19 protein-coding genes are annotated in these 21,663 nt (G+C 37.2%); 6 read left to right on the forward strand and 13 right to left on the reverse strand.

The features are described 5' to 3' along the window. Positions 1 to 38: 38 nt before the first annotated feature. From EPL02_RS05680 to EPL02_RS05695, 4 genes are all read right to left on the reverse strand, one after another. On the reverse strand, positions 39 to 362 hold the full coding sequence (locus EPL02_RS05680; RefSeq protein ID WP_222582512.1) for a hypothetical protein: 324 nt from the start codon (positions 360 to 362) through the stop codon (positions 39 to 41). Between the two features lie 228 nt (positions 363 to 590). Next, positions 591 to 1,802, reverse strand: coding sequence for a DEAD/DEAH box helicase (locus EPL02_RS05685; RefSeq protein ID WP_131887222.1), 1,212 nt, complete (start codon positions 1,800 to 1,802; stop codon positions 591 to 593). 181 nt (positions 1,803 to 1,983) lie between these two features. Next, positions 1,984 to 3,522, reverse strand: a complete 1,539-nt coding sequence (locus EPL02_RS05690) for a sensor histidine kinase (protein ID WP_286175246.1) — start codon at positions 3,520 to 3,522, stop codon at positions 1,984 to 1,986. Between the two features lie 194 nt (positions 3,523 to 3,716). Beyond that, complete coding sequence (locus EPL02_RS05695; protein WP_094911298.1) at positions 3,717 to 4,442, reverse strand: response regulator transcription factor; 726 nt, start codon at positions 4,440 to 4,442, stop codon at positions 3,717 to 3,719. 169 nt (positions 4,443 to 4,611) lie between these two features. Here EPL02_RS05695 and EPL02_RS05700 point away from each other — a divergent pair, with 169 nt between their 5' ends. The 3 genes from EPL02_RS05700 to EPL02_RS05710 are packed head-to-tail and all read left to right on the forward strand — an operon-like array spanning position 4,612 to position 7,461. Then, positions 4,612 to 5,820 (forward strand): DUF418 domain-containing protein, encoded by a 1,209-nt coding sequence (locus EPL02_RS05700; RefSeq protein WP_094911297.1) that lies wholly within the window; start codon positions 4,612 to 4,614, stop codon positions 5,818 to 5,820. A 25-nt stretch (positions 5,821 to 5,845) separates the two neighbouring features. Further along, complete coding sequence (locus EPL02_RS05705; protein WP_094911296.1) at positions 5,846 to 6,529, forward strand: ABC transporter permease; 684 nt, start codon at positions 5,846 to 5,848, stop codon at positions 6,527 to 6,529. Continuing rightward, positions 6,529 to 7,461, forward strand: a complete 933-nt coding sequence (locus tag EPL02_RS05710; RefSeq protein ID WP_131887253.1) for an ABC transporter ATP-binding protein — start codon at positions 6,529 to 6,531, stop codon at positions 7,459 to 7,461. The genes EPL02_RS05705 and EPL02_RS05710 overlap by 1 nt, the downstream gene beginning before the upstream one ends. A 42-nt stretch (positions 7,462 to 7,503) precedes the next feature. On the opposite strand, the gene EPL02_RS05715 is transcribed toward EPL02_RS05710, so the two are convergent. The 6 genes from EPL02_RS05715 to EPL02_RS05740 all read right to left on the reverse strand — a co-directional run bounded on the left by EPL02_RS05715 (position 7,504) and on the right by EPL02_RS05740 (position 15,221). Then, positions 7,504 to 8,799 (reverse strand): ATP-binding protein, encoded by a 1,296-nt coding sequence (locus EPL02_RS05715; RefSeq protein ID WP_131887224.1) that lies wholly within the window; start codon positions 8,797 to 8,799, stop codon positions 7,504 to 7,506. A 165-nt stretch (positions 8,800 to 8,964) separates the two neighbouring features. Next, the gene (locus EPL02_RS05720; RefSeq protein WP_094911293.1) at positions 8,965 to 9,678 is read right to left on the reverse strand and encodes a response regulator; all 714 of its coding nucleotides are present in this window, start codon (positions 9,676 to 9,678) and stop codon (positions 8,965 to 8,967) included. Continuing rightward, entirely contained in the window at positions 9,671 to 11,278 is a 1,608-nt protein-coding gene (dcuS, locus tag EPL02_RS05725; protein ID WP_286175258.1) for a DcuS/MalK family sensor histidine kinase, read from the reverse strand. The genes EPL02_RS05720 and dcuS overlap by 8 nt, the downstream gene beginning before the upstream one ends. Positions 11,279 to 11,361: 83 nt before the next feature. Further along, a complete protein-coding gene (gene corA, locus EPL02_RS05730; protein WP_131887225.1) occupies positions 11,362 to 12,330 on the reverse strand; it encodes a magnesium/cobalt transporter CorA in 969 nt (322 codons plus the stop codon). Positions 12,331 to 12,490: 160 nt separating this feature from the next. After that, positions 12,491 to 13,651, reverse strand: a complete 1,161-nt coding sequence (locus EPL02_RS05735; protein WP_131887226.1) for a M20 family metallopeptidase — start codon at positions 13,649 to 13,651, stop codon at positions 12,491 to 12,493. A gap of 115 nt (positions 13,652 to 13,766) precedes the next feature. Further along, positions 13,767 to 15,221: an alanine/glycine:cation symporter family protein gene (locus EPL02_RS05740; RefSeq protein ID WP_131887227.1), complete on the reverse strand. Its 1,455-nt coding sequence runs from the start codon at positions 15,219 to 15,221 to the stop codon at positions 13,767 to 13,769. Positions 15,222 to 15,515: 294 nt separating this feature from the next. Between EPL02_RS05740 and EPL02_RS05745 the strand changes: the two genes are divergently transcribed. Beyond that, entirely contained in the window at positions 15,516 to 16,265 is a 750-nt protein-coding gene (locus EPL02_RS05745; protein WP_094911289.1) for a lipase family protein, read from the forward strand. A 24-nt stretch (positions 16,266 to 16,289) separates the two neighbouring features. Here EPL02_RS05745 and EPL02_RS05750 read toward each other — a convergent pair whose 3' ends face one another. The 3 genes from EPL02_RS05750 to EPL02_RS05760 form a co-directional block, all read right to left on the reverse strand. After that, positions 16,290 to 16,775: a DinB family protein gene (locus EPL02_RS05750; protein ID WP_094911288.1), complete on the reverse strand. Its 486-nt coding sequence runs from the start codon at positions 16,773 to 16,775 to the stop codon at positions 16,290 to 16,292. Between the two features lie 540 nt (positions 16,776 to 17,315). Continuing rightward, on the reverse strand, positions 17,316 to 17,840 hold the full coding sequence (locus EPL02_RS05755) for a type 1 glutamine amidotransferase domain-containing protein (protein ID WP_094911287.1): 525 nt from the start codon (positions 17,838 to 17,840) through the stop codon (positions 17,316 to 17,318). A gap of 59 nt (positions 17,841 to 17,899) precedes the next feature. Continuing rightward, on the reverse strand, positions 17,900 to 19,429 hold the full coding sequence (locus EPL02_RS05760; protein ID WP_094911286.1) for a Na+/H+ antiporter NhaC family protein: 1,530 nt from the start codon (positions 19,427 to 19,429) through the stop codon (positions 17,900 to 17,902). 176 nt (positions 19,430 to 19,605) lie between these two features. Here EPL02_RS05760 and EPL02_RS05765 point away from each other — a divergent pair, with 176 nt between their 5' ends. Further along, positions 19,606 to 20,289, forward strand: coding sequence for a response regulator transcription factor (locus EPL02_RS05765; protein ID WP_094911285.1), 684 nt, complete (start codon positions 19,606 to 19,608; stop codon positions 20,287 to 20,289). 5 nt (positions 20,290 to 20,294) lie between these two features. After that, entirely contained in the window at positions 20,295 to 21,653 is a 1,359-nt protein-coding gene (locus tag EPL02_RS05770; RefSeq protein ID WP_094911284.1) for a sensor histidine kinase, read from the forward strand. The last annotated feature ends 10 nt before the right edge of the window (positions 21,654 to 21,663 follow it).

Raw genomic sequence — 21,663 nt, forward strand, 5'->3', positions numbered from 1 at the left:
CCTATCGATATGTTTCATTTACATATATTAAAAGCCTACTAGATAGCCTCTGCTTCTTCTCTTAGCCTCAACATTTCGTGATGCAATGAGCGGTATAGCTCGTCTCGAACGTCATATAACCGATAAGCTGTCTGTAAGATTTCATTATTAACATTCTCATAAGAGTCTTTCGAACGGCCAGACCATTCAGAAGTATACTGTTGATGAGCATTTTGAAGGGCATATAGCATTTCTTCAAAACGATTAATAATTTGTTGGACCGTCTCTAAATACAGCTCAAGCTTTTCAACATCTCGATTATATTCCATTCGCTTCCTGTTGCGATCCATATCGTCAAAGAAGTCATCCATCGCATCAATCAAAATATCCCACGTCCTTATTCCTTTATTATTAGAAGTCTCTTAAAGTAATGTTAAAATAAGGTTATCCAAAACAAAATGCATCGTTTAAACTATTTTCAATAATAGGATAATATATCTATATGATTTTTTACCCAAAAGAAAGCAACGCCCTTTAGCTTATAGACGTTGCTTTTTAAACTCTTATTACTTTATCACAATCAAAATTCTTTTGAAAAGCAAATAAAGAGATTATTTCTTTTTACTATGTTTATGAGAAGATGTTTTGTTATTTGTCTTTTTTCTAGGCTTGTAACTTTGCCTTTTTTCTTGCTTTGTACCTTCTTCTACAACTTCACCCATATACAGTTCTTTCTTTGCTAGTTCAATTTTCAACTCGCGTGCAATTTGCTTTAGCTCTCTCTCTTCACGCTCTGTTACAAGTGAAATGACCGTTCCCTCAGCCCCAGATCTTCCCGTACGTCCTGATCTGTGCACATATTGTTCAACACTTTGAGGAACATCTACATGAATAACGTGTGACAGCTCTTTAATATCAAGGCCACGTGCCGCTACATCCGTCGCTAATAAGATTGGAAACTCGCCTTTACGAAATGACGTTAAAACCTTTGAGCGATCAAGCTTTCGCGTTTCGCTATGAAGCGACCCTACGTTAAGCTTCTTAAACTTCAGCTTTTCTTCAAAAGTAGATAACGTTTCAATCCCTTTGAAAAAGGCTAGAGCTTTCATTGGTCCCTGATGCGCAAGCTTACGAAGTACTTCTACCTTATCTCTACCTTCACTTACGATATACATATGCTCAACTTTTGGAGCAGGAAGTTCATCTCTATTTACTTGAACGAAAAGAGGGTCATTCATTAATTCCTTAGCTAATATTTGCGTATGCTCAGATAGCGTGGCTGAAAACACAAGAAGCTGACGGTCACTTGGAGCCATTTTAACAATACCTTGTACCGTTTGAATATGTTCAGACACAAACAACTGGTCGGCTTCGTCAATAACGATTGTTTTCACTTCATGCATCTTCACTTTTTTCATTTTAATCAGCTCTTGAATGCGGCCAGGTGTTCCAACGATTAGGTTAGGACGTTTTTTCAACTTTTCCACTTGACGCTTAATGTTTGCTCCACCAATAAGCGCTGCGCTAGAAATTCCGCTTCCTTGCCCCCATGTTTGAATTTCACTATGAATCTGCATAACAAGCTCATGAGAAGAAGCTAAAATCACAGCTTGAATGTGAGATGGTCCCGGCTTAATGTCATGTAAAATTGGTAGTAGATAAGCAAGAGTCTTACCTGTACCTGTTGGTGATTCTCCCATTACATCTCTTTTATTTAAAATTTCTGGTATAGCTTTTGTTTGAATAGCCATTGGTTGTTCAAAGCCTGCCTTCTTCCACGCTTCTTGCAAGAACGGCTGTAGTTGTTCGATAAATTGACTCATATCTTTTCTCCTTTGTCGTTCATCTATTATAAATGCCTAAAGCATCCGTTTCATCTTCAATAGAAGTCCCACCTATGATACACTATTGATTCGTTGAAATACAATGCTTCGTGTGAGTATTCATAAGAAAAGCATTGAAAACGCGTCAAAACAATGCATTTTCAATGCTCTTTTCTTGGGACTATCTTAAAATTGGAAGCCTCATTGTAATGGTAGTTCCTACACCAGGGGCGGACCTTACAACAATATGGCCACCATGGAGCTCACAAATGGCTTTGGCAATGTTCATTCCAAGACCCGATCCCTCTTTTTTTTCACTTGTATTTGTTCCCCGGTAATAACGCTCAAAAAGATTTTCTAGTACGGATTTATCCATACCTACTCCATCATCCTTCACTTCTATAGAAATAAATTCTGTTTCTACAGAAATTGATAGGTGAATAGTTATGTGAGGCGGATTATGCTTGATTGCATTAAAAATGATGTTATCAAGCATTCTCTCAAACCAACGCTTATCTACTTCGACTAAAACCTTCTTATTTAAAGGTTGATAAACAAAGTGAACATCTTGAATCGTTCGGTCATTTACAAACTTCAATACTACATTTTGAAGAAATTGATTGATTTCTAAAGGTTTCGTCTCTAAAGGAATAGCCTGATTTTTCAATTTGAAGGCTAACGAAAAATCCTCTACCAGCTCAACCATATACTCTCCTTTTTGACGGAGCGTCTCACCGATTTCTTTCAGCTCTGCTTCTGTCCACTTATATTGGCCACTTTCAAGCATATGCCCATAACCTTGAATGGTAGAAATTGGAGTTCTCAAATCATGGGAGATGCCTGTCATCCACTCTTCTCGCGTCAATTCAAGCTTTGTTCGCTCTTTTTCGGTGGCGCTGAGTTTTTCTGCCATCTTATAGAAAGCCTTTATGACTTCTTCATATAACCGGTATTGGAATCGAACCTTTCCATTTTTACGAAATACGCGCTTTTTTTCTTTATCTGTTAACACTTCAGAATAGTTACCATTCCCCATTCTTTCAAGCCAGCTGGTAAACAATAAAAGCGGACCCCCGTATCGAAAAGCGTTCCATACAGCAAACGAAATGGTGGCCAACAATACAGTGACTGCAATGACAATAACTACAATAATAATTTGTTTAATAACAGATGCATTCACAATATCCGTATGCTGGCGGTTAGGAGTATGAAAAACCCACGTGCACCCCGTCTTTTTATCATAAAAATTAGTGGTGGTTGTATCATATTTACCTGGTTCAAACTTACGATCGATTAACTCTAAAGGACGATATCTTGCTTCTCGTTCTTCTCTAAATGAAACAACGATATGGCCTGTTGAATTTAAAATTTGCAGACTCGCATTGTTTTTCACTATTTCCTGCGTAATATCCTTTTGTTCTTTTTCATTCGGCAACTTTCCTTGATACTTTTCATAGATATTCTGTAATTCATCCCGTAAGTCATTTTCATAACCTAGAACATAGTAAGAAGGTACATCAAAGAGTTTCTCAAACGAAGTAACAAGATGATACTCTTTTATTTTCTTTGTTTCTTCCATTTGTACAAGTTCAGCTAATGAGTATCTATCTGGAAAACCTTCCGGAGTATTCACTTCACCAATGACCTTCCCACTTTCATTAATAACTTGATACCACATATTTTCTTTTACAATTTGCTTTTGAATCTTTTCTGGTATCACTGCATGATCTTCTGTAACTTCGGTATCTGTCACCAGAAGGCTAAGAGTACCTGAAGGAAAGTCATGTTTAACTTCTTCGTTTGAAAGATAAAAAGCAAGGATAAAAAACACTGCACATAGTAGCAGTAATATGCAAATAAACAGGGAAATAAACTGAAAAGAGAAATGGAAGGTTAGTCTTCTTTTAATCGATTTCACGATGTTTTTCCACGGACCAGCTTATACCCAAGACCTCGTACGGTAAGAAGATGCTTTGGGTTTCCTGGATTCTCTTCAATTCGCTCTCGAATCCTACGAATATGAACAGTGACTGTGTTTTCATCAACAAACTGATTGTATCCCCAAACTGCTTCTAAAAGCTGTGACTTAGATAATACAATGTTGACGTTTTTACAAAAATGAAGCAGCAACAAAAAGACTTGAGCTGGACAAGCTACAACCTTTCCATTGACAATTAATTCTCCTGCTGTTTCATCTACTATAAAGTGATCAAACGTATAGCGCTTCACCATTGAAACAGATTGACCATGGTTTGGTTGTTCGAGAAGTGCTTCTTTCCGCCTTAATCTTGCTTTTATTCGAGCTGCAATTTCTAATGGGTTGAACGGCTTCGTCACATAATCATCTCCGCCAATCGCAAATCCAGTTAGTACATCTAAATCCGATACTTTTGCTGTTACAAATAAAATATAGGCGTTTGATAACTCTCGAATTTTAGGACAAATATCAAAACCACTTTTATCAGGCAACATGACGTCTAATAAAATAATATCAATTAAATGCTTCTGTAATAAGTCTAGCGCTTCTTTAGCAGTATGGGCTGTATATATATGTTGAAAACCCTCTTTACGTAGTACCGTTTCCATCATTTTCACAATGGCCACCTCATCATCTACTAATAAAATAGATGCTTCATTCATCTTAGTCACCTCTTTACCTTGTCATCCGCTTTCGATTTTATCATAGCAACATTACGAAAAGATTAACATTATTGGAAAATATTAATGAAATGATAATCTGGCGTTTACGTTCTTGAAAATATGCCTACATATACTAAATACATAGATTAACAGAAAAGGGGCTTTTGATATGAACACAAACCGCGTAACGCTAATCGATAGCATGAGAGGCTTTAGTTTATTTGGCATCTTACTCGCCAATATGCTCATTTTCCAGTACGGAATTTATGGAAAAGATGCGATTCACTTATTTTCTTTATCGGAAAGCGATATGGGTGGATATTACTTTTTAAAAGTAGCTGTTGAAGGCAGCTTCATGCCAATTTTCACTTTTTTATTTGGGTATTCAATGGTCAAAATGCAAGAGGGCTTAAAGCGAAAACAGCTGAGTGTGAAACGTCACTTTTCTCGACGTTTTATCTTGCTTTTGGCAATGGGTATGTGCCATGGAATTTTCCTTTGGGAAGGTGATATTCTTGCTTTTTACGGGATGATTGGCTTCTTTTTATTATTTTTCTTTTTAAACCGTAAGCCAAAAACGCTGCTACTATGGGCTGCACTGTTATTTCTTTTAGTTGGGGCATCAAGTTACGGATCGTTAAATGAAACAACTGAATTCTTAATGGATAAGGATAATTTAGCAACTTACGTCAAAGAATCTATTTCAATCTATGGTTCTGGAACCTATACAGAAATTAGCGATTATCGTAATAACTCCGATGAGCCGTTAAACATTGACGGAACCAAACTGGCATTGATCTTTTTACTAGCTCCATTTGCTACAGCACCTTTATTTCTACTCGGTATGTATGCAGGAAAGAAAGGTTGGTTTCAAAGTCCAGCACTGCATCAAAAGCGTTATGGACGCCTGGCCGTCATTTTAATCCCTATCAGTTTACTTTTTAAAGCTACTGCGCATGTGTGGCCAGATGCTAGCTGGGCAGGTATTCCAAGTGCTTTTGGATTAAATCTGCTATCGCTCGGCTATATGTTTGGGTTTGCATGGGTTTATTGCAAGCTTGAGAAATCCACTCTGATGAAGGCTTTTGAAAGCGTTGGCCGCCTTTCACTAAGCAACTACTTGTTCCAAACGGTGATCTGCACCACTATTTTTTATGGATATGGCCTAGGGCAGTTCGGAACATTTGGCATGATTAATGGCATTGCACTATGTACAACAATCTATTTCATTCAGCTCGTTTTCAGTTTGCTTTATTTACGTAAGCTTAAAGTTGGCCCTGTCGAACAGCTGCTTCGTATGTGGACGAATTTATCATGGAGTGGCAAAGCAACCATGAAGAAAACATTTATAGATAATAGTAACAAATCTGTGATTTAATCGATTTTCATAGGAGGATTTATTGATGTGGGCTATTAGTACAAAAGAGTTTCAAGGGTTATTTAAAAGTATTCGATCTATTATTATTATTCTATCTATTCTTGGAGTATCCTACGGATTAGCTCATCTCATGGAGCAATTTGAAACCCAATTAACGCAGACACAGTTTAAGGATGGCGCCAATAGCGGGATTATCATAATGCTATTAGTATTCGGCCCGCTTTTTGTTTCAAGCCTCTCTCACGGCTTAATAAATCAGGAAGTAAAATCCCGAACAATGAGATTTTTAGCTACAAAAGCCTCTAGAGAACACATTATTTTAGGAAAGTTTTTAGGGGTTTGTCTCTTTTGGTTTACGTGTATTACGGCATCATTTTTCTTAATTGCGCTTGTTTCACACAGCTTTTCTTTGTCCATATTTTTCGAGTGTATCTTGTTTTCCACTTGTATCATCTCATTAGTTCTCATGATTTCAACATTAATTTCTAATCCAGCTCATACGATGTTTTTTACAATAGTTTTATCTGTCGCTTTACCAGCAATAAGCATTTGGAGCATATTTTCATCTAAGCTATATATTACATGGTTTAAATATATAACCCCATACTATTATATCTATCTAGGAAAGGGCTATATACTGATACTCTTAGCATTTGTCGGCTTGTTTATAACAATCAGCTTGCTTCATTTTAAAAGGAGAGAACTATGATGTATGCAATTGAAACATATAACCTAACTAAGCAATATGGTGATAAAATCGCTGTTAATCATATTAGTTTAAAAGTTTCTTCAGGAGAAATCTTTGGATTTCTAGGTCGAAATGGAGCTGGTAAATCTACTTTTATTAACATGTTAACAGGTATTTCTTTACCTTCTCAAGGAGAGTTTAAACTTCTAGGCAAGCCAATGAGCCAAAAACAAAGAAAGCAAATTGGGGTACTCCCTGACTATTCAACTTTTTATAACCATATGACAGCTTTACAACACTTGCGTTACTTCTCAAAAGTACAAGGAATTAAGCTATCTATAGAAGAAGCTTCTACCTTTCTAAAAAAGGTCGGCCTTTTAGGCTCCCAACATCAAAAGGTAAAGAATTTTTCATTTGGAATGAAAAAGAAATTAGGTATTGCTCAGGCCATTTGTTCCAACCCTACGCTCATTTTTCTGGATGAACCAACTTCAGGAGTCGATATGGAATCCGCACTTTCTATTCATGCACTTATTAAAGAGCTACAGGCAGAAGGAAAAACTATCTTTATGACCTCACATAATTTACATGAAGTAGAAAAGATTTGTACTCGCATAGCCATTATGAAGGACGGCGAGATTGTAACAGAGGGGACCATGGAAGACCTTCGCTCTCAACATCAAAAAAAGAAAAGGGTTGTAATTAAGCATGACCCTTACCCAACAAATCAATCTAAGTCAATTAAGCAACTGTTTCGTACTCTAAGCCCTAAGTTTGAATGTGGACATACGGAGACAACGGTTATGTTAACAAGCAGAAAGAATATTCCGTTTCTCATTCGTGAGCTTACACAATTAGATGTCAATCTTTATAAAGTAGAAGTGGAGGAACCTTCTTTAGAAAATATATTCTTGCAAGAAAACACCTCACCAACTTTACATGTAAACAATTAATAAAAAGCCCCCGCCTTTATCAAAGCGGGGGCTTTACAAGTACTATTCATTAGCTAAAGGCAATGATACTGTTACCAATGTTCCTTTTCCTTTTTCACTCTCAAATTCAATTTCACCTTGGTGACGTTCAATAATTTTAAAACAAACGGCTAGCCCCAGTCCTGTACCTGCTTCTTTGGTTGAATAAAAAGGTGTACCAACTTGTTCAACTCTCTCTTCACTCATGCCAATTCCTGTATCCCTAAACTGAATAACGGCAAAACCTTCTTCTTCAGCTAACGTTACAATAATCTCACCTTGATTAATTATTGCTTCAATACTATTTTTAATAATATTAATAAATACTTGTTTTAGCTGATTAGGATCTGACATAACGTACAGGTCTCTCTTTGAGTCATAATGAGCAATTAAAGAAATGTTATTAAAATTTGCTTGAGCTTCCATTAAGATTAACACTTGCTTTAACACTTCGTTTAAGTTGGTTACCTCAAAAGCTACATGCTGTTTTTTACCTAAAATAAGCATCTCACTAGAAATTAAATTAATTCGATCAATTTCAGCCATCATGATGTCCAGGTAACGTTCATCTACTTGCTTTGTAGCCTGCATGACTTGTACAAACCCTTTTAATGAAGTAAGCGGATTTCTTACTTCATGAGCAACGGCGGCTGCCAGCTGACCGATTACGGACATTTTCTCAGAAGCAATCATAAGCTCTTCATCTCGACGATAATTCGTAATATCCCTGGCAATCATAAATACACCGACAACTTGACTATTAACGACGATTGGTAAAAGTGAACTTCTTAATAAGCGTACTTGGCCTTTTTGATTAATAATCTTTAATTCATACTTAGCACTCTCACCTTTTAAAACATTACGAAAATGTTCATGGCAAATATTTTTATTTTCTTCAGCAATTAATTCTGAGGTTTTCATCCCTTTTAGCTGTAATCTTGAATAACCTGTTATTTTTTCACCTTGAGGGTTAGTAGAGAGAACTTGACCTTCTTTACTAATCTCAAATACTGCATCCGGGTTATGTTTAAATAACGATTGATAGTGTTCATGGCTAGTTAGAAGTTCATAATCCTTTTTGGATAACTCATCCTGTGATTGAAGCAAATGATATGCATGACGATAGACTAACCCGTATAGAATAATACCTGTCGCCAACATGAAGAACCAGCCTTTATACTGTTGAAAAAAGATATATAATTCAAACTTATCTTGAGCAAGGATACGAGAAAACTTATCAGAAATAAGAATCCATAAGGCTCCCGTTATAACGTACATTACTGCAATCTTCAGTGCTGCTTTACGAGCATCTTTTATCAATGTTTATCCACCTATTATTTTTTATAGTTTTTGATGTCAGAGCAAAAAAGTAATTTACTTTTCATTAAACCCACTTCTTTATCCTTTATGTTAAACGTTTGCAACTAAAAAAACACCTGTTTTTTAGTTACAAAGTGAAAATACCAGACAATGGCTCCTGGACTACTATGATAGGTAATTACTTAATATATGTTTTTGCTTTTCATTATAAATGTAAGCATAAACAGGACGGCCAATCGTTCCATAGGTCATTCGTTCTCCAAGAACACCAATATCGGTCAAAAATTTTAAATATTTGCGAACCGATACTCTAGAAATGCCTGATTTTTCAGCAATATCATCCGTTGAAAAAGCCTCACCACTAAATTCTTCTATTTTCTGAATAACAACTTCAAGGGTACCCGTTGTAAGCCCTTTTGGTAGGGTTTCTGCTTCAACTTCATCTGCACTATGTGAAGTGAACAACTCGTCCACTTCCTGTTGGTTCATCCTAGACTGCGATTTCATTGTATAGAATTTATTTTTATATGCGACTAATGCTTGTTGAAAACGGCTGAACGTAAACGGCTTAATTAAGTATTCAATTGCGCCATTTCGCAACACTTGTTGAATTGTTTTCATGTCGGAAGCAGCTGTTATAGCAATAACGTCCACTTCTTTCTGTTCTTTCCGAATATATGTCAACAGCTCTAACCCATTTTGGCCTGGCATAAAAATATCAAGCAAAATCAAGTCAACGTGCACTTCTTCTAATTGACTGATTGCATCCTTCACGGAATGAGCGACACCCGCTACTGAAAATCCATCAATATCTTCAATATACTTTTGATTAAACTGCGCTACCATCGGATCGTCTTCTACAATTAAAATGTTAATCATGTTGCTCTACCCTTCCTTTATATATAAGGTTTATTGAAAATGTTGTTCCGCTATTAACAAATGAGTCAATCATTAGCTCACCTTGTAAGGCATCAATGCTTTGTTTCACTAGATATAATCCAAAGCCTCGATTAGCACCTTTTGTTGAAAAACCTTTTTCAAATATCTGAGTGAGCTTATCTGATGACATTCCATAGCCATTATCTGAAACCTCAATTACCAAACGTTCATTTTCATACTTTAATACTACGCCTACTTTTTTTGATTTTTTATTATCTTTAACGGCATCAATTCCGTTATCCACTAAGTTGCCAATAATGGTAATAAGATGATGTGTAAGCTGTGAATCTTGGGGCTCTGGAATTTGATTAATCACTTCCATGCTTAACTGCACTTGTTCTTCCCTAGCATAGCTCATTTTCCCCATTAAAAAGCCAGCTAATGCTAGATCTTTTATTTGTTTCGTTACCGAATTTACTTCCCCGTACCTGTGATCAACAAGTTCATGAATATATTTTGAAAGTTCATCATGATACCCCATTTGTACCATTCCTAAGATAACATGTAGCTTATTCATAAACTCATGGGACTGAGCACGTAACGCTTCAACATACGTTTTAACACCTGTAAGCTGCTCAGCTAGCACATTCACTTCCGTTTTATCACGAAATGTTGATAAAGCTCCTACCCCTTCACCATCTACAAGCAGCGGTACGCGGTTTACAACGATTGAAATACCATTGACTACTTGCTCTTCGTCATAATGAGATTCGCCTGTTGACAATACTTCCTCCAATCGTGAGCCTGGCATATAATCAGCAATCTTTAAGCCGATTGGCCGCCCCGATAAGCCCGCTTTTTTAAATAAGCGTACGGCCGATTTATTGGCTAGAGTAATCGTTCCTTCCTTATCAATCGCAAGAACACCCTCTCGAACGGACTGTAACATCATGCTTCTTTCCTCAAGGATTTTAGCAATGTTTGATGGTTCTAAACCGAATAACGTTCGCTTAATATAGGTTGCTAATAGGACAGCACCGATAATTCCAACTAATAATCCGAAAAGAGAACCAATTAAAATGCGTCGATGGTCTTCCTGAACAGCTTGCTCGACCTGAGCTAGCGAAATTCCTACAGCCACCGCACCAATTTGTTCACTGCGTTCATTATAAACAGGTACAAATGCTCTTAACGATTCATCTAACGTTCCTTTTGCAACTGATGTATACCGTTCACCTTGTAAGACCTTTTTCTCATCTCCACCTTCAAAGTGCTTTCCAATTTTAGCTTCATTGGGGTGAGACTGACGAATTCCATCCATATTCATGACTACAATAAACAACACACCTAGCTCTTCTTGAATGGAATTAGTATATGCTTGAATGTCTTCTGAATTTTTTTCTGCTAATCCTTTTCTTACCTCACTGGAGTTTGCAACAATTTTAGCCACATCGGTCGCTTTTTCTGCTTTTTGATTCCGAACGTTTTCCTCCGTTGAGTTACTGACTAACAAATCGGTTAATAATAATGACATTAAAACAACGATACATACAAGTAAAATGATGACTGATCGCAGCTTCATTCTTAATCCTTTGACCATTCGCATCAACCCTTTCTCTTTTTATAGTACACCAAAAAAGCCTTATCCACATGTGGATAAGGCTTTTTTGAGCAATTTGATGTTTATAACTTAGGACCTTTTCGATATTTAAACCAGCCCATTTTGTAAAAGGCAAAAACCATAACGCCTACCAGACCAACCATAATTCCAAGTACAATAAAGTAATTATATTTACCAGCGAGCTCTGGCATATATGAGAAATTCATTCCATACAAACCTGCGATAAACGTAAGAGGCAAGAAGATAGCTGACATCAGCGTCAGCGTAAACATAATGGAATTCATTCTGTCTGAGTTAATTGACATAAAGCTTTCTCGAATATCATTTGATAAATCTCTACTGGCATTCATGATTTCAATCATATTTAACAAGTGATCATAAATATCGTTAAAATAACGCACCTGTTCTTTTTCTTTTAAAGCATTTGTGGACATAATGCGGTAAATTAAATCACGCATTGGATTTAAAATTCTGCGCATTCGCGATAAATCACTGCGAATGTCATATAGATTTCTCATCAGTTCATCCATTGTTTCATTCTTTGCATTGTCTTCGATATCATCAATTTGATCTTCTAATCGGTAAAGTGTGGGGAAGTATTCATCTACTGTATGATCAAGCAGCTCATAAATAATTTCCCACGGATCATTCTCTACAACGTTTGGGTCCTTCTCTACAAGGTTTGTCACCCTAGCTACGCTTTTTAGCTTATCGACATGATACGTAACGACAAAATTATCTCCAATAAACGCTGACACCTCTAGGTTTTCTAATTCTTCTTTATGTAGCGCATAATATACTAAGAAATAGTGCTCATCATAAATTTCAAATTTTGCTCTTTGACCTTGATTTAAACAATCTTCAACGGCAAGTGGATGAAAATCAAACTTCTCTTCAAGAGCTTGCTGCTCTTGTTCTGTTGGATTATAAAAGTCAATCCAGTACCAGTCAATTGAAGGGTGAGCCTGCAATTCGTCAATTGTTAAATTGGTCAAAAGCTCTTCTTTTGTTTTGGCTAAAATTTTAATCATATGAAAACCTCTATTAGTTCTTTGTGAACATTACTCATTACTTTTTACCTTCAGTACTGATATTACCCTGCTTTTATTGCATTCAAACATGCTAGCACCTTCCAAATAATTCAATTAAAAAAGTGGCACCCATTGAATGGTACCACTTTTCTGCATCACATCATTTAGAGAATTCATCTTTGACTTTTTGCAAGAGCTCTTTATTTGTTAGCAAGTCATATCCTGTTAACGCCATGGTTTTTGCCCCTAGAATAAGCGCTTCTTGTCCTTGTGGACTAAGAGCCGCTTCTCTAAATTCATGAGTATGACAAACAAAATATTCGTCACATATCTTAATGTATGGATGAATTGAAGGCACCACTTGGCTCACATTCCCCATGTCTAGTGAACCATGATCGCCTTGATCTTCAAAAATTTCTTCCGTTGACACGCCTAGCATCTGTAGATTTTGTGTATAAGCTGTTGATAATACTTCATTTGTCACCATATCATCATATGAAAATTCATAGTTTGAAATTTCCAATCGTGCTCCTGTGGATAAAGCTGCACCTTGTGCACAAGCTTTTACTCGCTCTGTTACCTCATTAACATACTTTCTATTAGATGCTCGCACATAGAATTGCGCTGTAGCATAGTCGGGTACAATATTAGCAGCCTTGCCTCCTTCAGGGATAACACCATGGATTCTGACATCTGGCTTCACATGCTGACGAAGAGCATTGATTCCATTAAATGTTTGAATAACTGCATCTAGCGCATTGATTCCTTCATGAGGTGCTGCTGCTGCATGTGCTGATTTTCCAAAAAATTCGAATTGAATAGCGTCCATTGCTAGTGATCTACCGCTTTTTTGGTGGCAATAATATGGATGAACCATCATAGCTGCGTCTAGATGGTTAAAAACACCCGCATCTGCCATCGTTACTTTACCACCCGTTGTTTCTTCTGCAGGTGTCCCGTATACATATACTTTACCGCCTGTCTCACTCAAAACTTTGCTCAATCCAATCGCTGCTGCAATGGCCATTGTACCAATCAAGTTATGGCCACAAGCATGTCCTAGTCCCGGTAGCGCATCGTATTCTGCCATAAAGCCAATTGACGGTCCTGGCTTATGACTATCATACACAGCCGTAAAAGCAGTAGCTAAATCACACGTCCCTATTTCCACCTCAAAATTATGCTTAGCTAACTCATTTGTGAGTGCTGTACAAGCTTTTACTTCTTCATGGCCAAGTTCCGGGTTATTTCCAATATATTGACTAATATCATAAAATGTTTGCTGTAACTCATCGATTGCTGAAATAATATTTTCCTTCATCACGCATTCCTCTTTCCTTTAGCCTCATTAAATATAAATACATACGATTTTATTATACATGTCATTCTAATGAAAAAAGCTCACTTTTTCAAAGATTGAAAAAGTGAGCTTGAAATTATGAAACTTGATTTTCATCTTTTTTGTATTCAGTTTCCCAGTAGTCTGCATTTTTGATTCCAAGCTTAACCGGATCAAATACCGGATCTAGCCCTTGCTTTTTCTGAGCTTCATAGTCTTTTAACGCCACAAGCGCTGGTTTTGCTAAAATTAAAATAGCTATTAAATTCAACCATACCATGATTCCTAGACCTGCGTCGCCAAGAGCCCAAGCAATATCAGCTGTTTTAACTGCTCCGTAAAATGTTGCACCTAATAATACAAACTTTAATACCAACATAGCCCACTTACCATTTTTTCCTCTTGTTAAATATGCAATGTTTGTTTCAGCGATATAGTAGTACGCCATAATCGTTGTAAATGCAAAGAAAAATAGTGCGATTGCTACAAACCCAGCTCCAAATCCAGGAATAAAGGAATCAATTGCTGCCTGTGTATATCCAGGACCTGCTTCTACACCTTCTAAATTTGAAACGATAAATGCACCATCGGGTGATTGTGTGTTATACATCCCCGTAAATAAAATCATAAACGCTGTTGCTGAACAAACTAGTAATGTATCGATATAAACGGAAAACGCTTGAACAAGACCTTGTTTCACTGGGTGAGATACCTCAGCTGCAGCTGCAGCGTGAGGGCCTGTTCCTTGCCCTGCTTCGTTGGAATAAATTCCACGCTTAACTCCCCATGAAACAGCTAAACCAACAATTCCACCAAAAGCTGACTCTAGTGCAAAAGCACTCTTGAAGATTAACGAAAGAACTGCTGGTAATTCAGTAATATTAATTGCAATAATAACTAAAGAAAGTGCGATATAAGCTAAAGCCATAAACGGCACAATAATTTGAGCTACTCCCGCGATGCGCTTAACTCCACCAAAGATAATCCCAGCTAATAAAATAATTAAGCCGATAGCTGTTACCGTTGGGCTAATGCTAAATGCATTATCTAAGCCTGCTGCGATAGAGTTAGATTGAACTCCAGGCATTAAGATGCTCATCGCTACCAGTGCTGCAATCGCAAAGATAACACCATACCATTTCATTCCAGTTCCTTTTTCAATATAGTAAGCTGGCCCCCCTCGATATTGGCCATCTTGCTTTACCTTATAAATTTGTGCCAGTGTTGATTCGATAAATGCACTTGAAGCACCAATGAAAGCTACGGCCCACATCCAAAACACTGCGCCCGGTCCACCGAACGTAATGGCTGTTGCTACCCCTGCAATGTTACCTGTACCCACACGCCCAGATAATGCTAATGCCAGTGCTTGAAAAGATGATACCCCTGCTTTTGAACTCTTCCCTTCAAACATGAGCTTAACCATTTCCTTTAGATGTCTAACCTGTAAAAAGCGAGTGAGAATGGAAAACAAAAGCCCGATCGCAAGACAACTATAGATAACCGGTGTACTCCATAGTACGTTATTTAAGCTTGCAACAAACTGTTCCAATAAAAATCCCCCTTATAACTTGCTAATTTTCTGTTTTTTTAAAATTATAAGTTATATTGTTTATTTTAACAATATAACTTTGATTATTTATTTTAAATTTAGTTATTTTATACAAAAATAAATAGTTTTTATAGATTCTATAACTATCTTTCATAAAAAAAGAGCGATATCATTCTTTTATAACTCTACGCATATTTTTATTCTCACGCCAATTCTCTAAGAGAAACAAGCACCAAAGTTCCATTTTTTCATAAGTTGAGAGAAAAACGTTTATTAGAGAAAGTGGGCTTAAATATGAAAATTGAACCTTTGTTTTATCGACCGCTTGCCCTAGACCTTCTTTATATGTGTGTACTAAGCTATCAACAATATCAGCAAGCAGGTACGTTCGAGGTCCCAAAAGGGTATCAATTTATTAAAGCATTCCAAGCATCTGTCCTTGGAAAAAAAGAATGGTTTGGGTTTATTTTAGAATCAGATGAGGCAATTGTTATTGCGTTTCGAGGAACCCAATCAGAAGCAAATTGGATTGCAGATGCTCAAATCCACCAGCGGCCTTACCCTTATACACAAAATGCCGGCCTTGTTCATGAAGGATTTTTAAAGATTTATGAATCATGTCGAGATGAGATACTATCCACGTACGCTACCTTACCAGCCAAGCCTCTTTATATTACCGGGCACAGTCTTGGGGCTGCCCTCGCTACGCTGCATGCTCTTGACGTTGTGACCAACACAAATTTCCCAGGCGTCACCATGTACAACTACGCATCTCCACGAGTTGGAGATTTAAACTTTGTTCGTACTTATACAAGCTTAGTACCTGAGAGCCGATCGTTTATTAATACAACGGATATCGTCCCAAAACTTCCTCCTAAAGTATTTTATAACCCGTATACAAAAGAAACGATGTACTATGCAGATGACCCTTTAAAATTGTTATTTACGATTCAAGGGGGAAGTACGGTAGAAAATCATAGTCCTAAAACCTATAGCGTGGGTATCTGGACGATGTCTGATTATCCGATTCTTTCTCCAAATTAAAAAAGCAGGTGGAAGCACCTGCTTTTAGTTCATTTCTGCCTTTAACTCTTCAATCTGTAAAAGATGTCTCTTTTCATGATAACCTACAAACTCAATCCACTGAGCTAAATCCATATCACCAAAGATTGGATGAGGGAACGACTTTTTCTGTAGTTCCTCTGTCGCTACACGTTTAGTAATATCTTCTAGCTTCGTACGCGATGTTGCAAGCTTCATCTTCATTTCCTCTAACGTCTGTGGTTCTTCTGAAGGAGTGACCTGTGGAGGTGCAGGTACTTTCCGAGAACGATCCGTCGTTAAATGAAACGGCTTCTTTTGTGCTGGCTTGTCCTCTCCATTTTGCAACTGATAATACACGCGAGCTACAATCATCTCTTCCATTAGATACAAGTGTTCCAATACCTGCATAATACTCCATTTTTCTTCTGATACTTTTTGGTTTAATTCTTCATATGACAAAGTTGAAACAGTTTCTAGTAGTTCTTCACGAAAGGCTTGATTCGTATTCATAATGTCACTCCTTTATTATCTTTTTTTTATCGTATCAAATATTACTTTGTTCGAAAAATAATATCCTTTACCACAAAAATATTTTTAAAATCAAAAACATATCCTTGACTTTTAAACTAACATTGCGTAGAATTATGATTCTAACTTCAAAAAGAAGTAACTTGAGAGGATGTATTGTAAAATGCAAGGTAAAAATACTGGCATTCTACACATGTTTTTAAAAACAACTTACTCACACTGGATCGGCTTCGGAGCCGTAAGGATGCAAGAGAGGTAGGGCTTGCGTCGTTTAGGTTAAACGATCGTGTGGAATTGATGAACCGCGGCAATGGATAAATCCATATGAGCAGACACAATCAATGCTAATTGTGTCCACAACAGCAGAGAAAATTTAAATCCTTATTAGTATGGGTTTAATCATAAAATGAATTTGTTTTTACACTTGCACAAAGGCAAGTTACTTAATATGAAAGCTAAAAAAGCGAGCAGGGATTTCCTTGCTCGCTTTTTTCATTTGAATAAATAGTTTTTACTTACCTCTTATTTCTCCGCTAAAACGTCCGCAAATGCTTTTGCATACGGTGGTAAATCTGGTGGACGACGACTTGAGATAATGTGGCCATCAACTACAACTGCTTCGTCGTGCCAGATAGCACCAGCATTCTCCATATCATCTTTAATACCAGGCGTACTTGTAACGTTACGGCCTTTTAAAATCTTTGCTGAAATCAATACCCAGCCAGCATGACAAATTTGGCCAATTGGCTTCTTGTGCTCGTCCATATGTTGAACCATTTCAATAACTTCTGGATAGCGGCGCAGTTTATCTGGCGCCCATCCTCCTGGTACTAAGATGGCATCATAATCGTTTGCTTTCACATCGGAAAACGCATAGTCGGACATAGCGGGCACTCCGTATTTTCCTTTATATGTTTCCTTAGCCTTTTCACCAACTAAATGCACCTCAGCTCCTTCTTCACGAAGTCGCATGACAGGATACCATAACTCTAAATCTTCAAAGTCTTCGCTTACAAGCGCAATTACTTTTTTATTTTCTAAACGCATCTCGACACCTCCACTGTTCAGTATAGCATGTTCCGATTATCCCTTGAAAATGTAAGCTTCTAGTGTGAAAGTGTATTCGACGTGGATTGATTCTTTCTTTTCGATAAAATCCAAACTGTTAGAGCCATCAATACAATTGCAAGTAAGAGCGTTGCAACATGACCGAAAATACCAGCAATTAAAAAAGCTATAAATGCTGAACCTGCATTTACTAGTGCATATGGAAGCTGTGTTTTGACATGATCAATATGGTCACAGCCCGCTCCAGTAGAAGAAAGCACAGTTGTATCTGAAATTGGGGAACAGTGATCTCCAAACATACCTCCCGATAGAACAGCACCAATGCAAACAAGCAGTGAAGCATCAAGCTGAACGGCCATCGGAATTGCTAGCGGCATCATAATCGCAAACGTTCCCCATGATGTTCCAGAAGCAAGTGACATGACTGCCCCAATGGCAAATAGTAAAGCTGGAATTAGAAAAACTGGCAAATTGCCATCAATAACTTCCACTATATAATTAGCTGTTCCCATTTCCTTCATTACCGTTCCAAGCGCCCAAGCTAATACTAACGTCGCTGCCACAACCATCATTTTTTGCATACCGTGAAAATAAATGTCCATCGTTTCAGCAAATTTTTTCACTTTTGAAATGACCAAAAATCCAATTAGCGTAACAGAAGCAAATAAGTACCCCGTCGTTAACGCTATACGAAACGCACTACCCTCCACTTGTTTAAAAGGAAAGCCTAACGAAATCAAAATTCCAAACAGCGTGATAAACAAAACTAGCAAAGGAACAATAATAAAACTCGCCTTGCTCTTTGTCTGCTGAATTTCGTTCATTGCTTCTGATTTTCGCAGTGGAATCGATGTATCCCAATATAGCTTGCCGGTTGTTTGTACTCTCTCTTCTGCTTTCTTCATTGGTCCAATATCAAGCTTTGTCATAACTACCAAAGGTACCATAATAACCGTTAAGATTGAATAAAATTGGAATGGAATAGCTCCCACAAAAGCTTCCCAGTCTGTCATATTTGTTACGTTTGAAGCGTCAAATTCTTTTTGAATAAGTCCCATAATATACACGCCCCAACCGATAAACGGAATTAAAACAGCAACCGGGGACGACGTTGAATCAATAATCCATGCAAGTTTCTCACGTGAAATCTTCATCTTATCAAATACTTTTTCAAAAACTGGGCCTACAATTAAAGGTGTGCCCAAATCTGAGAAAAAGATTAAAATACCGCCTAGCCAAGCGGACACTTGGGTCTTCACACGCGTATTTAACACATGTATGACCTTTTCTGCAAAAGCACCTGCTCCTCCAGATTTCTCTACAAGCGCTACAAATCCACCGATAAACACAAGTAATACTAACACCCCAGCGTTATAACTATCCGTTAACTGAACGAATAAGTAATCACCAATGAATGTTTGAACTGATGCAATTGGTGCTCCTTTTTGTAAAATAACAATCCCGGATAAGGCACCCATGAATAAAGATAAAATAACATTTTTACTAATAAGTGCAAGAACAACAGCTATAAAAGCTGGTATTAACGAAATCCAACCCATGTGTTCCATAAAAAATCCTCCTATATTAATGAATAAATATATAATTATATTAATTATTATTCATTAATAAAAGATATAAATCAACCTTTATTTGAAAATCTATTACTATTTTATTAAAAACAGCTTGCCACTTCTTTTCATGCTATAATGTACGCAATTACATACTACTGTTAAGGAGGCCTATCGTGAGCAAAGGAAAGATTTTAATTGTTGAAGATGAAAAGAAAATTGCAAGACTTATTCAACTTGAACTGGAATATGAAGGATACGAAACTGCCACTGCTCATACCGGTGCAGACGGGCTGTCGTTATTTCAAGGTCAACAATTTGACTTACTTATCCTTGACGTCATGCTTCCAGGATTAAGTGGGCTTGAAGTATTAAGAAGAATACGAGCGAACAACCAGTTCATCCCAGTTATTTTACTAACAGCTCGCGATTCACTTCCTGATAAAATTAGCGGACTTGATTTAGGAGCAAACGATTATATGACAAAGCCATTTGAAATTGAAGAATTGCTCGCCCGAATTCGCGTCTGGCTTCGTCATCAGTCTACTACCGTTGAAGAAAATTCAATTCTTCAAATTGGCGACTTAACCGTTGACGAAAAAACACGGATAGTCATAAGAGAAGGAAATACCATTGAACTCACGCCAAGGGAATACGATTTACTTGTTTACTTATTAAAAAATAAAAATCAAGTTCTTAGTCGAGAGCAACTTCTGACAAATGTGTGGGGATTTGATTATTATGGAGATACAAACGTAGTAGATGTGTATATTCGCTATCTTCGCAAAAAAATTGATGCACCTTATTCAAACCCTTACCTTCATACGGTACGTGGCGTTGGCTACATGCTAAAGGAATAAATAAGATGAAGCTAAAAACGAAAATTACGTTATTTACAACGCTCCTTCTTATCCTGTTGCTTCTTGTAACCAATAGCTCAATCTATTTTATCTTTAAAAAAACCATGACAGACCATGCCATAGAACGCTTAGATAGCCAAGTTAATGATATTGCAGAAGGCTTTAACAGAAGTGGCTCAACCGCTGTTGAACCTCGAAATTTATTCAATGCTTATGTTCCTTTAAACGGGATGATTCGCATTATTGATGAAAATAACAAAACCTTACTAACAACTTTAAAGGATGAGCTATCGCTTCGTAGTTTAAACGCAACCTATCGAACAAACGAACACACTGATGTTACACAGAAATCAGGCGCCATTTATGCAAGTGCATCAATGCCTATTATCTGGACAAACGGTAATGTTGTGAGCCTGGAACTTACCGAGCGATTAGTGGATGTTGAGCAGTCTTTAAGTATTTTACGTATCATTCTAATTGTCGCTTCTTTTATCATTTTAGTTCCAACCGTTATTGGTGGTCGCTTTTTAAGCAAAGTGGTTTTACAGCCAATTCAATCACTTATTTATACAATGGAAGATATTCAGACCTCACGTACCTTTAAACGAATTGCAACGAAGTCATCCTCTAAAGATGAACTTGATCAAATGGCTAGTACGTTTAACAATATGATGGATTTACTTGAAGAAAACTATAAAAAGCAGGAGCAGTTCGTATCCGATGCTTCTCATGAGTTAAAAACACCGCTTACAGTCATTGAAAGCTATGCCAATATGCTCAAGCGCTGGGGAATGAAGCGGCCTGATATACTGGAAGAAGCCGTTGAATCTATTCACTCAGAGTCAATGCGGATGAAAGCTTTAACCGAGCAAATGCTTGTCTTAGCAAAAGATGACTCCCAGCTGGAATTACACATACAGCCCACTGATATTAACACCCTATGTATTGAAACCGGTCGTAGTCTGCAGCAAGCATTCCAGCGAACGATTCATGTAAAGCCTTCAATGCATTCGATTCAAGTTAGTAGTGATGAACAAAAGCTTAAGCAGCTTCTTTATATTTTATTAGATAATGCAATTAAATATAGTGAAGAGTCAGTAGAATTAATCGTCAATGCAGTAGATAAAACATGCCTTATTACCATAATAGATCATGGAATTGGCATTCCAAAAGAGGACTTGACACACGTTTATGAACGCTTTTTTCGTGTTGATAAAGCAAGAAGTCGAGAAACTGGCGGTTCTGGTCTAGGTCTAGCTATTGCATCAAAAATTGTTAAAGCACACCAAGGTACCATTGAGATTGAAAGTGAAGAAGAAAAAGGCACAACTGTACAAATCCGCTTACCAATTCATTTCTCATGAAATTTTAATC

The sequence above is a fragment of the Bacillus sp. CBEL-1 genome (assembly GCF_004348885.1).
GTDB classification, from domain to species: domain Bacteria; phylum Bacillota; class Bacilli; order Bacillales; family Bacillaceae_H; genus Priestia; species Priestia aryabhattai_A.